The sequence below is a fragment of the Cellulomonas sp. P2_F12 genome, from assembly GCF_056403775.1.
Map to the genome: position 1 here is coordinate 318,994 of NZ_JBFUEV010000003.1, position 14,512 is coordinate 333,505.

General features: G+C 73.6%; 16 protein-coding genes and 1 pseudogene. All 17 read left to right on the plus strand.

Annotated features, from left to right (window positions below; translation table 11 throughout):
• Nucleotides 1-77 precede the first annotated feature (77 nt).
• Nucleotides 78-1,385 carry an ammonium transporter gene (locus tag AC1DWH_RS09585; protein WP_477093478.1) on the plus strand — a complete coding sequence of 436 codons (1,308 nt, stop codon included), beginning with the start codon at nt 78-80 and terminating at the stop codon, nt 1,383-1,385.
• Nucleotides 1,385-1,726 (plus strand): P-II family nitrogen regulator, encoded by a 342-nt coding sequence (locus AC1DWH_RS09590; protein WP_056093079.1) that lies wholly within the window; start codon nt 1,385-1,387, stop codon nt 1,724-1,726. Before AC1DWH_RS09585 ends, AC1DWH_RS09590 begins: the two co-directional genes overlap by 1 nt.
• Before the next feature lie 22 nt (nt 1,727-1,748).
• Nucleotides 1,749-3,545: a [protein-PII] uridylyltransferase gene (locus tag AC1DWH_RS09595; protein WP_477093479.1), complete on the plus strand. Its 1,797-nt coding sequence runs from the start codon at nt 1,749-1,751 to the stop codon at nt 3,543-3,545.
• Between the two features lie 35 nt (nt 3,546-3,580).
• Nucleotides 3,581-5,170, plus strand: coding sequence for a signal recognition particle protein (ffh, locus tag AC1DWH_RS09600; RefSeq protein ID WP_477093480.1), 1,590 nt, complete (start codon nt 3,581-3,583; stop codon nt 5,168-5,170).
• A gap of 7 nt (nt 5,171-5,177) precedes the next feature.
• Nucleotides 5,178-6,272 carry an amidohydrolase family protein gene (locus AC1DWH_RS09605; protein ID WP_477093481.1) on the plus strand — a complete coding sequence of 365 codons (1,095 nt, stop codon included), beginning with the start codon at nt 5,178-5,180 and terminating at the stop codon, nt 6,270-6,272.
• Between the two features lie 174 nt (nt 6,273-6,446).
• The gene (rpsP, locus tag AC1DWH_RS09610) at nt 6,447-6,872 is read left to right on the plus strand and encodes a 30S ribosomal protein S16 (RefSeq protein WP_456845521.1); all 426 of its coding nucleotides are present in this window, start codon (nt 6,447-6,449) and stop codon (nt 6,870-6,872) included.
• The gene (locus AC1DWH_RS09615) at nt 6,872-7,111 is read left to right on the plus strand and encodes an RNA-binding protein (protein ID WP_055922281.1); all 240 of its coding nucleotides are present in this window, start codon (nt 6,872-6,874) and stop codon (nt 7,109-7,111) included. Before rpsP ends, AC1DWH_RS09615 begins: the two co-directional genes overlap by 1 nt.
• Nucleotides 7,112-7,209: 98 nt before the next feature.
• A complete protein-coding gene (rimM, locus tag AC1DWH_RS09620; RefSeq protein ID WP_477093482.1) occupies nt 7,210-7,755 on the plus strand; it encodes a ribosome maturation factor RimM in 546 nt (181 codons plus the stop codon).
• Between the two features lies 1 nt (nt 7,756).
• Nucleotides 7,757-8,536 (plus strand): tRNA (guanosine(37)-N1)-methyltransferase TrmD, encoded by a 780-nt coding sequence (gene trmD / locus AC1DWH_RS09625; protein WP_477093483.1) that lies wholly within the window; start codon nt 7,757-7,759, stop codon nt 8,534-8,536.
• 200 nt (nt 8,537-8,736) lie between these two features.
• Nucleotides 8,737-9,105: a 50S ribosomal protein L19 gene (gene rplS, locus AC1DWH_RS09630; RefSeq protein WP_456845524.1), complete on the plus strand. Its 369-nt coding sequence runs from the start codon at nt 8,737-8,739 to the stop codon at nt 9,103-9,105.
• Between the two features lie 197 nt (nt 9,106-9,302).
• Nucleotides 9,303-10,160, plus strand: a complete 858-nt coding sequence (gene lepB / locus AC1DWH_RS09635) for a signal peptidase I (protein ID WP_477093484.1) — start codon at nt 9,303-9,305, stop codon at nt 10,158-10,160.
• Nucleotides 10,157-10,897: a ribonuclease HII gene (locus AC1DWH_RS09640; protein ID WP_456845526.1), complete on the plus strand. Its 741-nt coding sequence runs from the start codon at nt 10,157-10,159 to the stop codon at nt 10,895-10,897. The genes lepB and AC1DWH_RS09640 overlap by 4 nt, the downstream gene beginning before the upstream one ends.
• Nucleotides 10,898-10,954: 57 nt before the next feature.
• Entirely contained in the window at nt 10,955-11,278 is a 324-nt protein-coding gene (locus tag AC1DWH_RS09645) for a DUF2469 domain-containing protein (RefSeq protein WP_055922267.1), read from the plus strand.
• Between the two features lie 116 nt (nt 11,279-11,394).
• Nucleotides 11,395-11,751 carry a YraN family protein gene (locus AC1DWH_RS09650; protein WP_456845527.1) on the plus strand — a complete coding sequence of 119 codons (357 nt, stop codon included), beginning with the start codon at nt 11,395-11,397 and terminating at the stop codon, nt 11,749-11,751.
• Nucleotides 11,752-13,275 (plus strand): YifB family Mg chelatase-like AAA ATPase, encoded by a 1,524-nt coding sequence (locus AC1DWH_RS09655; RefSeq protein ID WP_477093485.1) that lies wholly within the window; start codon nt 11,752-11,754, stop codon nt 13,273-13,275.
• Nucleotides 13,272-14,145 (plus strand): annotated as a pseudogene (locus AC1DWH_RS09660) (DNA-processing protein DprA); the annotation flags it as partial. The gene AC1DWH_RS09655 and the pseudogene AC1DWH_RS09660, both read left to right, overlap by 4 nt.
• A gap of 180 nt (nt 14,146-14,325) precedes the next feature.
• Nucleotides 14,326-14,481 carry a DprA-like winged helix domain-containing protein gene (locus AC1DWH_RS09665; protein ID WP_477093624.1) on the plus strand — a complete coding sequence of 52 codons (156 nt, stop codon included), beginning with the start codon at nt 14,326-14,328 and terminating at the stop codon, nt 14,479-14,481.
• Nucleotides 14,482-14,512: the final 31 nt, after the last annotated feature.

Below are 14,512 nucleotides of genomic sequence, written 5' to 3' on the forward strand. Positions count from 1 at the left end.
GTCCACGGCCGAAACCCGCCTCATCGACTGTAATCCCGACCAGCCACCCCCGGCTGGCGAGTGGAGAGGCGATCTCGATGGAATTCGCTTTGGACAGCGGGAACACGGCGTGGATGCTCACCGCCGCGTCGCTCGTGCTGCTGATGACGCCGGGGCTGGCGTTCTTCTACGGCGGCATGGTGCGCGGCAAGAGCGTCCTGAACATGATGATGATGAGCTTCGCGGCGATCGGCGTCGTCGGGCTCATCTGGGTGCTCTACGGGTACTCCGGCACGTTCGGCCCTGACCTCGGCGGCGGCTGGCTCGGCAACCCGTTCACGTACTTCGGCCTGCAGGGCTTCACGGACGACGACAGCCTGATGGCGTCGACGGGCGTGCCGTTCCTCGTGGCCGCCGGCTATCAGGCGACGTTCGCGATCATCACGGTCGCACTCATCTCCGGCGCCATCGCCGACCGCCTGAAGTTCAGCGCGTGGCTGATCTTCTCGGCCATCTGGGTCACGGTCGTCTACATGCCGCTGGCGCACTGGGTGTGGGGTGGCGGCCTGCTGAGCGCGACCGGCATCACCGAGGGACTCTCGACCCCGATCGACTTCGCAGGTGGAACGGTCGTCCACATCGACGCCGGTGTCGCGGGCCTGGCGCTCGCGATCCTGCTGGGCCGCCGCAAGGGCTGGCCGAGGGAGCCCATGCGGCCCCACAACCTGCCGTTCGTCATGCTCGGCGCCGCGCTCCTGTGGTTCGGCTGGTTCGGCTTCAACGCGGGCTCGGAGTTCGGTGCCGACAGCACGGCCGGTCGCGCGTGGCTCAACACCATGCTCGCCACCTGCGTCGCCATGCTCGCCTGGCTCGCCACGGAGAAGCTGCGTGACGGTCACGCGACGTCGCTCGGTGCGGCGTCGGGCGTCGTCGCCGGTCTGGTCGCCATCACCCCGGCCGCCGCGGCGGTCGACACGTGGGGTGCGATCGCGGTCGGCCTCGTCGCCGGTGTGCTCTGCGCCCTGGCGGTCGGTCTGAAGTTCAAGTTCGGCTTCGACGACTCGCTCGACGTCGTCGGCGTCCACGCCGTCGGTGGTCTCGTCGGTACGCTCCTGATCGGCTTCTTCGCCACCGACAAGAACGGCGGCTGGTACCCGGACGGGGCCATGAACGGGCTCTTCTACGGCGGCGGGCTCACGCAGCTGGCCACGCAGGCCATCGTCGCGGGCTGCGCGGTGCTCTTCAGCTTCACGGCGACCTACGTCATCGCGCTCATCCTCAAGGCGACCATCGGTCTGCGGGTGTCCGACGAGGCCGAGGTCGGCGGTATCGACCTGGCTGTGCACGCTGAGACCGCATACGAGACGCTGGGCGTCGGCGCCCGTGTCGTGACGGAGGTGAAGTGATGACGAAGCTCGTGACGGCTGTCATCCAGCCGCACCGGCTGGACGATGTGAAGTCGGCCCTCGAGGCGGCCGGCGTCCGGGGTCTCACCGTGAGCGAGGCCAGCGGCTACGGCCGCCAGCGCGGTCACACCGAGGTCTACCGCGGTGCCGAGTACACGGTCGACCTGGTCCCCAAGGTCAAGATCGACGTGCTCGTGTCCGACGCGGACGTGGTCAGCGTGACGGACGTCATCGTCCGCGCCGCGCAGACCGGCAAGATCGGCGACGGCAAGGTCTGGGTCGTGCCGGTCGAGGACGTGGCTCGCGTCCGCACCGGTGAGCACGGCGACGACGCCCTCTGATCAGGACGGTCGACCGCCACACATGACACAGGAACGGCCGCCCGCGGGGGGCGCGGCCGCGAACGGGTCGCCCGAGGTCCCGCACCCCGCGATCGGGGTGCGGGACCTCCGCGTCGAACGGCTCGAGCTCGCCGCCGGCCTGACGGGTCCCGGCGCTGACGGCGTCGCGCGCCGCGCCGCGATCGTCGAGCTGGTCGTCGGCCGGCTGCGCGAGCAGTGGGAGATCGCGACCCAGGGCGAGGACGTGTCCGGCATCGCGCTGGGCGCCGTCGGCAGCGTCGGGCGCGGCGACGCCAGCCCGGTCAGCGACCTCGACCTGCTGCTGGTGCACGAGGGGCGCGGGCACTCGCCTGAGGAGCTCTCGGCGCTGGCCCAGAAGCTCTGGTACCCGATCTGGGACGCGGGGCTGGACCTCGACCACTCGGTGCGGTCGCTCGCGCAGTGCCGCCAGGTCGCGTCCAAGGACCTCCCGGCGGCGGTCGGGCTGCTCGACCTGCAGCCCGTCTCCGGCGACGTCGTCGTCATCGCCCGCGCCAAGTCCGCGCTGCTCGAGGACTGGCGCTCGGCCGCTCGTCGACGGCTCCCCGAGCTGCTCGCCTCCACCCGGCAGCGCGCCGAGCGCCACGGTGAGCTCGCCTACCTCATCGAGCCGGAGCTCAAGGAGTCGCGCGGCGGCATCCGCGATGCGGTCGTGCTGAGCGCGCTGGCCGCCACGTGGCTGACCGACCGCCCGCACGGCGCTGTCGACATGGCGTACGCCCACCTGCTGGACGTCCGCGACACGGTCCAGGTGGTGACCCGTCGGCACACCAACCGGCTGCTGCTCGCGGACCAGGACGAGGTGGCCGCGCGCGTCGGCTTCGACGACCGCGACGACCTCCTGGCGAGCATCGCCGAGGCGGCCCGCGTCATCTCCTACGCGCTCGACACCACGGTGCGCAACGCCCGCCAGGCCCTGCAGCGGCCGGCGCGCGCGACGATGCTGGTGCGCGGTCGACGCACCGCCCCGCGCCTGCGGACGATCGCGGAGGACCTGGTCGAGCACGACGGCGAGATCGTGCTGGCGGTCGAGGCCCGTCCGGCGGAGGACCCGCTGCTGTCCCTGCGCGCGGCCGCGACGGCGGCCCGGACCGGGCTGAGCCTGTCGCCCGTCACGGTCGCGAGCCTCACCGCCACCCCGCCGCTGCCGACGCCGTGGCCCAAGGCTGCGCGGACCTACCTCCTGCAGCTCCTGGGGTCGGGACCCGCGCAGGTGCCCATCTGGGAGGCGCTCGACCTCGCGGGCGTCGTCACCACCTGGATCCCCGAGTGGGCGGCCGTGCGCAACCGGCCGCAACGCTCGTCGATCCACCGCCACACGGTCGACCGGCACCTCGTGGAGGCGGTCGCGCGGGCCGGCCGCGACAAGCGCGTCGTCGAGCACGGCGACACGCTGCTGCTCGCGGCGCTGCTGCACGACATCGGCAAGCGGGCAGGCGCGGGCGACCACTCGATCGAGGGCGCGCGGCTCGCGGGACCGATCGTGCTGCGCATGGGGTTCGACGACCAGATGGCCGCCGACGTCACGCGGCTCGTGCGCGAGCACCTCACCCTGTCGGAGCTGGCCACCACGGCGGACCCGGACGACCCGACGACGATGGCGCGCCTGCTCGACGCCGTCGACCACCGCCCGGACATGCTGGTCCTGCTGCGCGCATTGACCGAGGCGGACGCGGGCGCCGCCGGCCCGCAGGCGTGGAGCACGTGGCGCGCCACGCTCGTCGACGACCTGACGGCACGGGCCACCCGTGAGCTGGCGGGTACGCTAGGCCGTCCGTGAAATCGTAAGAACCCCCGAAGCGTGAGGACCGCCAGGTGTTCGCCACCCTGTCCGACCGACTGACGTCGACCTTCAAGAACCTGCGTACCAAGGGCCGTCTGTCCGAGGCGGACATCGACGCCACCGTGCGCGAGATCCGCCGGGCGCTGCTCGACGCCGACGTCGCCGTCCCGGTCGTCCGTTCGTTCACCGGTGCCGTGCGCGAGCGCGCGCTGTCGGCCGAGGTGTCCGGCGCGCTCAACCCGGCGCAGCAGGTCGTCAAGATCGTCAACGAGGAGCTCGTCGCCATCCTCGGTGGCCAGACGCGCACGCTGAACCTCGCCAAGAACCCGCCGACCGTCATCCTGCTCGCAGGTCTGCAGGGTGCCGGCAAGACGACGCTCGCCGGCAAGCTCGCGCTGCACCTCAAGGGGCAGGGACACACCCCGCTGCTGGTCGCCGCCGACCTGCAGCGGCCCAACGCCGTCACGCAGCTCCAGGTCGTGGGGGAGCGCGCCGGCGTCCCGGTCTTCGCCCCGCACCCCGGCAACCAGGGCAGCGACGACGTCATGCCGTTCGGTGCCGACCCGGTCGCGGTCGCCCGCGAGGGTCTCGCGACGGCCAAGTCCAAGCTGCACGACGTCCTGATCGTGGACACGGCCGGCCGCCTCGGCGTCGACGCCGAGCTGATGCAGCAGGCGTCGGACATCCGCGACGAGCTGGACCCGGACGAGATCCTCTTCGTCATCGACGCGATGATCGGTCAGGACGCGGTCACCACGGCGCAGGCGTTCCAGGACGGGGTCGGGTTCACCGGCGTCGTGCTGACCAAGCTCGACGGCGACGCGCGCGGTGGTGCCGCGCTCTCGGTGGCCAGCGTCACCGGCAAGCCGATCATGTACGCGTCCACCGGTGAGAAGCTCACCGAGTTCGAGGTGTTCCACCCGGACCGCATGGCGTCCCGGATCCTCGACATGGGCGACATCCTCACGCTCATCGAGCAGGCCGAGAAGGCGTTCGACGCCGGCCAGGCCGAGGAGATGGCGGGCAAGCTCGCCGCCGGCCAGGACCTCACGCTCGAGGACTTCCTCGTGCAGATGCAGCAGCTGCGCAACGCGGGCCCGCTGAAGAAGATGATGGGCATGCTCCCCGGCATGGGGCAGATGCGGGAGGCGCTCGACAACTTCGACGAGCGCGAGGTCGACCGCATCGAGGCGATCATCCGGTCGATGACCCCCGCCGAGCGCCGCACGCCGCGGATCATCAACGGGTCGCGCCGCTCGCGCATCGCCGCCGGCTCGGGCACCAAGCCGAGCGACGTCAACCAGCTGCTCGAGCGCTTCGACGGCGCGCAGAAGATGATGAAGCAGATGGCCAAGGGCGGCGGCATGCCGGGCATGCCCCCGGGCATGGGCAACCTGCCGGGCATGGGCGGCAAGAAGTCGCGCGGCCGCCAGGCGCCGGCCCGCAAGGTCAAGGGCAAGTCGGGCAACCCGGCGCGCCGCGCCGAGCAGGAGCGCGGCATCACGAGCCGTCCCGCGGCTCCGGCCGGCTCCGCGTTCGGGATCGCCCCGCAGCAGCCCGAGGCCGCCCCCACGGAGCTCGAGCTGCCTGCCGGTCTGGACCGTTACCTCGGCGGACGCTGAGGGTTCCGTGCTCCTCCACCTGCGCGGCACCGTCGTGCTCGACGACGAGCGCGAGGCGGGTGACGCGTGGGTGGTCGACGGCCGTCTCACGTTCGAGCGGCCGGCTTCGGTTCCGGATGCCGTGCTCGAGGGATGGATCCTGCCCGGCCTCGTCGACGTGCACTGCCACATCGGCCTGGCCTCGGACGGACCGGTCGACGACGGGACCGCGGAGAAGCAGGCGCTCGCCGACCGCGACTCCGGGGTGCTGCTCGTCCGCGACGCAGGCTCTCCTGCCGACACCGGGTGGGTGCACGCCCGCGACGACCTGCCGCGCCTGATCCGGGCGGGCCGGCACCTCGCCCGCCCCAAGCGGTACCTGCGGCACTACGGCCGGGAGCTCGCCGACGTCGCCGAGCTCGCGGGCGCCGTCCGCGAGGAGGCCGCGCGCGGCGACGGCTGGGTCAAGCTGGTCGCCGACTGGATCGACCGCGACCTCGGCGCCGACGGCGACCTGCGCCCGCTCTGGCCGGCCGACGTGCTCGCCGACGCCGTGGCCGCCGCGCACGCCGCGGGCGCCCGCGTGACCGCCCACACCTTCGCCACGGAGGCGCTCGACGCGCTGCTCGACGCCGGCGTCGACTGCCTGGAGCACGCCACGGGCGCGACGCCCGACCAGATCGACCGCATCGCCGCCGCCGGGATCCCGGTCACCGCGACCCTGCTGCAGATCGGTCAGTTCGAGGCCATCGCCGCACAGGGCTCCCGCTACCCGCTGTTCGCCGCCCGGATGCGCGCGCTCTACGAGCACCGGTACGCGCTGGTCCGCGACCTGCACGACGCGGGCGTGCCCGTGCTCGTCGGCACCGACGCGGGCGGGACGATCGGGCACGGCCGGATCGCCGACGAGGCCGCCGAGCTGGTCCGCGCCGGGCTCCCCGCGCGCGAGGTGGTGGCCGCCGCCAGCTGGCGGACGCGCGCGTGGCTCGGCGCCGAGGGGCTCGACGAGGGGGCGAGCGCGGACGTCGTCGTCTACGCCGAGGATCCCCGGGCCGACGTCCGGGTCCTCGCGGACCCGCGCGCGGTGGTGCTCCGGGGAGAGGTCGTCCTCGACCGGCTGTGACCTGCGGGACATGGTTGGGAGCGGCCCGCCGCATCTGGCACAATGGTCGGCTGTACCCGGCGCTTGCAGCCCCTCTACCTGCATTCGTCGTGTCCCCGACCAGACCTGCGCGCCCAACCCCACGGGCCATGCGCGGCGAGGTCACCACAGCAGACATCAGGAGAAGACCACACCGTGGCCACCAAGATCCGCCTCAAGCGTCTCGGCAAGATCCGCGCTCCGTACTACCGCATCGTCGTCGCCGACTCGCGCACCAAGCGCGACGGCCGCGTGATCGAGGAGATCGGCAAGTACCACCCCACCGAGGAGCCCTCGTTCATCGAGATCACCTCGGACCGTGCCCAGTACTGGCTCGGCGTCGGCGCGCAGCCGACCGAGCAGGTCGAGGTGCTCCTCAAGATCACCGGTGACTGGCAGAAGTTCAAGGGTCTCCCGGGCACCGAGGGCACCCTGCGCACCAAGGCCGACAAGGTCGACCCGAAGGCCGCCATCGACGCCGTCGCGCTCGACGCCGAGAAGGCCAAGGCCAAGGCGTCGGAGAAGAAGGCCGCCGCTGCTGTCGAGGCTCCGGCCGAGACGGTCGAGGACGAGCAGGCCTGATGCTCGCCGACGCTCTCGAGCACCTGGTGCGTGGCATCGTCGACCACCCGGACGACGTCCGCGTGAACGCGTCGACGCTGCGTCGTGGGGACCTGCTCGAGGTGCGCGTGCACCCCGACGACCTCGGCCGGGTCATCGGCCGCGGTGGTCGCACGGCCCGCGCCCTGCGCACCGTCGTCGGCGCGCTCTCGACGGACGGCGCGGTCCGTGTCGACGTCGTGGACGTCGACCGGCGCTGACCGACGCGCGCTGACTGATCGCTCAAGGCCCGGTCCCCTAACCTGGGGACCGGGCCTTCGCCATGACCGATGAACCGTGCCCCAACGTGAGGACTCCCATGCAGCTGACCGTCGCGCGGATCGGCCGTGCCCACGGCCTGCGCGGAGAGGTCGCCCTCGACCTGCGCACCGACAACCCCGACGAGCGGTTCGTCGTCGGGGCGGTGCTGTCCACCGAGCCCGCCGCGCGCGGCCCGTTGACGGTCGTCGGTACCCGGACCCAGCAGGGCCGCTGGTACGTGACGTTCGCGCAGATCAACGACCGGACCACGGCCGAGGCGATGCGCGGCACCGAGCTGGTCGTCGACGAGGACACCTCCGACGAGGACGACGCCTGGTACCCGCACGAGCTCGCGGGTCTGCGCGCGGAGCACGTCGACGGCCGGGTGCTCGGCGAGATCATCGGCCTCGAGCACCTCCCTGCCCACGACATGCTCGTGCTCCGCGAGCCCGACGGAGCGCGCACCCTCGTGCCGTTCGTCCGCGCGATCGTCCCGGTGGTCGACGTGGCCGGCGGTCGCGTGGTCCTCGACCCGCCCGGCGGTCTCCTCGCGTCCGACGCGGCCAACCTGGTGGTCTCCGACGAGACCGTGGGCGACGACTGACGTGCGCATCGACGTCGTCTCGATCTTCCCCGAGTACCTGGCTCCGCTCGAGCTGTCCCTGGTGGGCAAGGCGCGCACCGGCGGGCTGCTCGACCTGCGCGTCCACGACCTGCGGGACTGGACGAGCGACCGCCACCGGACCGTCGACGACACCCCGTTCGGCGGCGGTGCCGGGATGGTCATGCGGCCCGACGTGTGGGGGACCGCCCTGGACGAGCTGGTCGACGACGGCACGCACCTGCTGGTGCCGACGCCGTCGGGCGAGCCGTTCACGCAGCGGACCGCCGAGGCGCTGGCGGGCGAGAGCCACCTCGTTCTCGCGTGCGGCCGGTACGAGGGCATCGACGCGCGCGTGGCCGAGCACTACCGCTCGCGGGTGCGGGTGACCGAGCTCTCGCTCGGCGACTACGTGCTCAACGGGGGTGAGGTGGCGGCGCTCGTCGTGGTCGAGGCGGTCGCCCGGCTGCTGCCCGGTGTCGTCGGCAACCCGGAGTCTCTGGTCGAGGAGTCGCACGGCGCGGCCGGCCTGCTGGAGTACCCGGTGTACACCAAGCCGCCGACGTGGGCCGGGCTCGACGTCCCCGACGTGCTGCTGTCCGGGCACCACGCGCGGATCGCGCGCTGGCGGCGTGACACGGCGCTGCACCGCACCGCCGAGCGCCGTCCGGACCTCGTCGGAGCCCTGCGGGTCGACGAGCTCGACGCGCACGACCTCGCGCTGCTCGCGACGCTCGGCTGGACGCCGGTCGACGGACGCCTCGTCCAGGACTCGATTACCTGACGGTCGGGCCGGTGTGGCAGACTGGTTCGTTGGTGCGCGCAGGTCGCGTCTCTGCCACAGGGGAGACGAATCACGACCACCCGGGGATCGCCCGGACGCACCGGACCACCAGACCAAGGACGCCGGTCCTGCCCTGCGGGGCGGCCGTGACGCCCTCGACGACGTTCCTGACCTGTGGCAGGGCGGGGAAGTGACATCACATGCACACGCTCGACAGTGTCGACGCAGCATCGCTGCGCACCGACATCCCGGCCTTCCGCGCCGGTGACACCCTCAAGGTCAACGTCAAGGTCGTCGAGGGCAACCGCTCGCGCATCCAGGCGTTCCAGGGTGTCGTCATCCGTCGCCACGGCGACGGCGTCCGCGAGACGTTCACGGTCCGCAAGGTCAGCTTCCAGGTCGGCGTCGAGCGCACGTTCCCCGTGCACTCCCCGAGCCTGGAGTCGATCGAGGTCGTGACGCGCGGTGACGTGCGCCGCGCGAAGCTGTACTACCTGCGCAAGCTCCGCGGCAAGAAGGCCAAGATCAAGGAGAAGCGCGAGTTCGCTCCGGCTGCCAAGAAGGCCTGAGCCTTCCTGCGCGACGTCCCGACGGGCGGTCACCGATCCGGTGGCCGCCCGTCGGCGTCCCCGGGCGGCGCCGGTGCTGGTCACGCCCGGATGCACCCTGCGGGCACGGGTCACGACGGCGCGAGCGTGCGAACCGGGGCGAATCTCGGCCGCCGGTCGTGTGCGCGTCCGGGCGTCCCGCGTGCGAGAGTGTGCGGGTGATCGACCGACCCGCCCGAGACCTCGACGAGGACTCGTCGCCCACGTCGTGGCCGGGCCAGGCGGCCCGGAGCGGCGAGCCGGCCGGTTCCGCGCCCGGGCTCCCGGACGTCACCGAGGCGGCGGGGGACGGGTCGTCCGAGCCCCCCGCGTCCAGCCGACGGCACGCCGCCGCCCGCCGGCCGAGCGGGGCGGGCTCACTGCTGCGCGAGACGGTGATCATCCTCGTCAGCGCCATCGTCCTGTCGCTGCTGGTCAAGACGTTCCTGGTGCAGGCGTTCTTCATCCCGAGCCAGTCGATGCACGACACCCTGATCGAGCACGACCGCATCCTCGTCAGCAAGCTCACGCCCGGACCGTTCGACCTGCGCCGCGGGGACATCGTCGTCTTCAAGGATCCGGGCGGGTGGCTGCCCGCCGACGTCGCCCCCGACCCCGGTCCCGTGCGCGGTGCGATCAACGACGCCCTGACCTTCATCGGGCTCTACCCGGCCGACGCCAACGAGCACCTGGTCAAGCGTCTCATCGGGCTGCCAGGCGACCACGTGGCGTGCGCGGGGCCGGGCGAGCCGGTCACGGTCAACGGCGTCCCGCTCGACGAGCCGTACCTCGCCGCGGGCGTTCAGCCCTCCGACATCGCCTTCGACATCACCGTGCCCGCGGACAGCATCTGGGTGATGGGCGACAACCGCTCGCACTCCTCCGACTCCCGCTACAACCAGGGCAAGCCCGGGGGCGGCTCCGTGCCTATCGCCAACGTGGTCGGCATGGCCTTCGTGACCGTCTGGCCGATCGAGCGCGTCGGGCTCCTGCACAACCCCACCAGCACGTTCGCGGACGTGCCCGACCAGCCGTGACCGTGCTCGAGGCGTCCCGTCGCCCGGCAGCGCCGCGACCGGCGCCGCACCTGCGGCACGAGCGGCTCCTCCTGCGCGACGGTGCGCGGCTGCTGGCGGGGATGGACGAGGTCGGCCGAGGGTCGCTCGCGGGTCCCGTCAGCGTCGGCGTGGTCGTCGTCGACGCGACGACGCGGTCGGCCCCCAAGGGTGTCGCCGACTCCAAGCTGCTCGCACCGGCGGCCCGGACGAGGCTGCTGCCCGCGCTCAGCCGGTGGGGCGTCGCCCGTGCCGTCGGGCATGCGAGCGCCGACGAGATCGACGCGATCGGGATCATCGCCGCGCTGAGGCTCGCCGGGAACCGCGCGCTGGCAGCGATCGCCGCGACGATCGGCCCCGTGGACGTCGTGCTCCTCGACGGCTCCCACGACTGGCTGAGCCGCCCCGCCCAGGCCGACCTCTTCACGCTCGACGACGAGCCCGAGGCGCCGGCTCCCCGGGTGCACATGCGCGTGAAGGCCGACCGGACGTGCGCGTCGGTGGCGGCGGCGAGCGTGCTGGCCAAGTGCGAGCGTGACGCGCTGATGGTCGGGCTGTCGGCCACTCACCCCGCCTACCGCTGGGACGAGAACAAGGGCTACGCGTCGCCCGAGCACATGGCCGCCCTGCGCGAGCTGGGTCCGAGCGTCCTGCACCGTCGCTCGTGGCGGTTGCCGGGGACCGGGGACGACCAGCTCCCCGACGACGACGCGTTCTGACGGTTCGCCGCGTGGCGTCGCGCGGCCGCGGGCTCGGGCATGGGGGATGATGTCCCGGTGAGCGCGGAGGACCTGGAGAACTACGAGACCGACATGGAGCTCGCGCTGTACCGCGAGTACCGCGACGTCGTGGGGCTCTTCTCCTACGTCGTGGAGACGGAGCGGCGGTTCTACCTGGCCAACCAGGTGGACCTGCAGGTGCGGTCCGCCGCCGGGGAGGTCTACTTCGAGCTGACGCTCGCCGACGCCTGGGTCTGGGACGTGTACCGCTCCGCCCGGTTCGTGAAGTCGGTGCGCGTCGTGACGTTCAAGGACGTCAACGTCGAGGAGCTGGCCAAGGCCGAGCTGGATCTCGGGGGCAGCGCGGGCTTCGCCCGCTGATCGGCGCTCGCCGAGGCGTCCACAGCCCACGCGGCTGACTCCCTCCCGCACAGACCCGCCGTCCGGCCGTCGACGCCCGGTCAGGGGCTGGCAGCGTCGTGCGCGGAGGTGGTCCGGTGCGCGCGAAGGACGCAGTGGGGCGGTACGGCGAGGACGTGGCGGAGGCGCACGTCCGAGATCGCGGCTGGGACGTGCTGGACCGCAACTGGCGGACCCGGGACGGTGAGCTCGATCTCGTCGCGCTCGACGGGGACGAGCTGGTCGTCGTGGAGGTCAAGACCCGGCGGTCGATCTCGTTCGGGTACCCCGCGGAGGCGGTGACCGCACGCAAGCTCGCGCGGGTCCGGCGGCTCGCGGCGCAGTGGCTGGCCGCGCACGACGTGCACCCGAGGTCGGTCCGGATCGACGTCATCGCCGTGATCCTCCCGGCGCGGGGCGCCGCGCAGATCGACCATCTCGTCGGGGTGGTCTAGGTGGTGCTGGGGCGCACCCTGGGCGTCGCGCTGGTGGGCCTGACCGGCCACGTCGTGGAGGTGGAGGCTCATCTGGCGCCGTCGCTCCCGGCGTTCACGCTGGTGGGCCTGCCGGACGCCTCGCTGGCGGAGTCACGGGACCGGGTCCGGGCCGCGGTCACGTCCTCGGGCCTCGCGTGGCCCAACCGGCGCATCACCGTCAACCTCTCGCCCGCCACCCTGCCCAAGTCCGGCTCGGGGTTCGACCTCGCGATCGCCGTCGCCACGCTCGCCGGTGCAGAGGCGATCGACGCGGCCGCGACGGTGGGTGTCGTGCACCTCGGCGAGCTGGGTCTCGACGGCCGGCTCCGCCCGGTGCGGGGCGTGCTGCCCGCGGTCGCGGCAGCGGTCGCGGCCGGTCGGCCACGAGTGGTCGTCGCAGAGGCGAACGCCGCCGAGGCGCGGCTGGTCCCCGGGGCGCAGGTGATCGGTGCCGCGAGCCTCGCGCAGGTGGCCGCCGGCTACGGGGCCAGTCTCGACGTCCCCGCGGTCGCGGCGGTGGCCACCGACGCCGTCGCCGCCCGACCGGACGCCGCCGTCCTGGACCTCGCCGACGTCGTGGGTCAGCCGGAGGCCCGGGCCTGCCTCGAGGTCGCGGCGGCCGGCGGCCACCACCTGCTGATGGTGGGACCGCCCGGCACGGGCAAGACCATGCTGGCGGCCCGCCTGCCCGGTCTGCTGCCCGACCTCTCCGAGGCGGACGCCGTCGAGGTCACGGCGGTGCACTCCGTGGCGGGCGCGTTCGACCCCGGCGGCGGCCTCCTGCGCCGACCGCCGTTCGAGGACCCGCACCACACCGCGACCCCGGCGAGCGTGGTGGGCGGGGGCTCGGGCATGCCGCGGCCCGGCGCGGCGTCGCGGGCTCACCGCGGGGTGCTGTTCCTGGACGAGGCCCCCGAGTTCTCCACCGCGGTGCTGCAGACCCTGCGTCAGCCGCTGGAGCACGGCGAGCTCGTGCTGCACCGCGCCGCCGGCACCGCTCGTTACCCCGCGCGGTTCCAGCTCGTCCTCGCCGCCAACCCGTGCCCGTGCGGCCAGGCGGTGGGCAAGGGGCTCGCGTGCACGTGCCGTGCCGAGCAGCGGCGCCGCTACTTCGGCAAGCTGTCCGGGCCTCTGCTGGACCGCGTGGATCTCCAGGTCGAGCTGGGCCTGTCGCGGGCCGGTGCGTCGGCGGGGGAGTCGACGACCGTCGTCGCTGCGCGGGTGGCCGGCGCGCGCCTGGCGCAGGTCGAGCGGCTCGCGGGCACGCCGTGGCGCTCCAACGGGGACGTCCCAGGCGGGTGGTTGCGCGACCGGCTCGGCGCCGACCGGTCGCTGGTCTCCGACCTCGACCGCGCGCTCGATCGCGGCACGCTGAGCCTGCGGGGCGTCGACCGGGTGCTGCGCGTCGCGTGGACCCTGGCCGACCTGGCGGGGCGCGCGGCTCCCGGGCGTGCCGATGTCGGTCAGGCGCTGCTGCTGCGTACGCGCGGGCACGGCGCATGAGCGACGACACGGCCGACGTGCTCGCGCGCACGACGTGGAGCGCGCTGGTGGAGCCGGGGGACACGGTCGCCGGAGCGCTGGTCGGGCTCCTGGGTGCCGCGGAGGCGCTCGCGTGGGTCCGGGCCGCGGTCGACGCGGGAGGTCGGCCCGATGTCGGTCGGCTCGACGAGGGTCGGGGACCGCTCGCACCCGCGGACGTCAGCAGGATCGGTCGGGCGCTGGAGCGCTGGGCGGCCCGGTTGCCCGACTGCGACCCGCTGCGCGACCTCGAGCGGCTGTCCCGGCTCGGTGGTGCGGTCCTGGTCCCGGGGGACGCCCGGTGGCCGAGCGCGCTGGACGACCTCGGCGCGGAGGCCCCGTTCTGCCTGTGGGTCCGGGGCGAGCTCGATCTCGCGACGTCGACGGCGCGGAGCGTGTCGATCGTCGGATCGCGTGCCGCGACGTCCTACGGCGAGCGGGTCGCGTTCGACCTCGCCGACGGCGTGGTGGGTGCGGGCGTCTGCGTCGTCTCGGGCGGCGCCTACGGCATCGACGCGGCGGCGCACCGTGGTGCGGTCGCCCGCGGCGGGCCGACGCGGGGTGCTCGCCGGCGGGGTGGACCGGGCCTATCCGGCCGGCAACGCCCGCCTGCTCGAGGCCGTGGTCGCCGTCGGGGGAGCGCTGGTCTCGGAGGTACCGCCGGCCAGCCTGCCCACCAAGAGCAGGTTCCTGCAGCGGAACCGGTTGATCGCCGCCGCGGGCCGGGCGACCGTCGTCGTGGAGGCGGCATGGCGGTCGGGGGCGATGAGCACCGCGCACCACGCCGCCCGGCTCCTGCGTCCCGTCGGGGCGGTGCCCGGCCCCGTGACGTCGATGGCGTCGGCGGGCTGTCACCGCCTGCTGCGGGAGGGCGTGGCCGTCTGCGTCACCGATGCCACCGAGCTGCGCGAGCTCGCGGCCCTCGGGACGGCGGACCTCGCCGCCGCCGTCGCGGCCGAGCGGGCCGCCGACGACCGGGCGTCGCGCCCGAGCGACGGGCTCGACCCGGTGTCCCGGCGCGTGCTCGATGCGATGCCGCGCCGCGTCCCGGCCGACCTCGACCGCGTGGCGAGCGTCGCGGGCGTCTCTGTGGCCGAGGCGCGGGGGGCTCTGGGCGTCCTCGAGCTCGACGGCTGGGTGGTGCGGCGGGACGGCGGGTGGTCGGCGGTGAGTCGTTCCTCACCATGACGGCCCAGGCGTTGTCCAGAAGGCGCGCCGA

Bases quoted from the DNA above. Each gene is read 5' to 3' on its own strand.
- rimM (WP_477093482.1), top strand. From the start codon at position 7,210: ATGCAGCTGACCGTCGCGCGGATCGGCCGTGCCCACGGCCTGCGCGGA.
- AC1DWH_RS09615 (WP_055922281.1), top strand. From the start codon at position 6,872: ATGCTCGCCGACGCTCTCGAGCACCTGGTGCGTGGCATCGTCGACCAC.
- AC1DWH_RS09585 (WP_477093478.1), top strand. From the start codon at position 78: ATGGAATTCGCTTTGGACAGCGGGAACACGGCGTGGATGCTCACCGCC.
- rplS (WP_456845524.1), top strand. From the start codon at position 8,737: ATGCACACGCTCGACAGTGTCGACGCAGCATCGCTGCGCACCGACATC.
- AC1DWH_RS09665 (WP_477093624.1), top strand. From the start codon at position 14,326: ATGCCGCGCCGCGTCCCGGCCGACCTCGACCGCGTGGCGAGCGTCGCG.
- AC1DWH_RS09595 (WP_477093479.1), top strand. From the start codon at position 1,749: ATGACACAGGAACGGCCGCCCGCGGGGGGCGCGGCCGCGAACGGGTCG.
- AC1DWH_RS09590 (WP_056093079.1), top strand. From the start codon at position 1,385: ATGACGAAGCTCGTGACGGCTGTCATCCAGCCGCACCGGCTGGACGAT.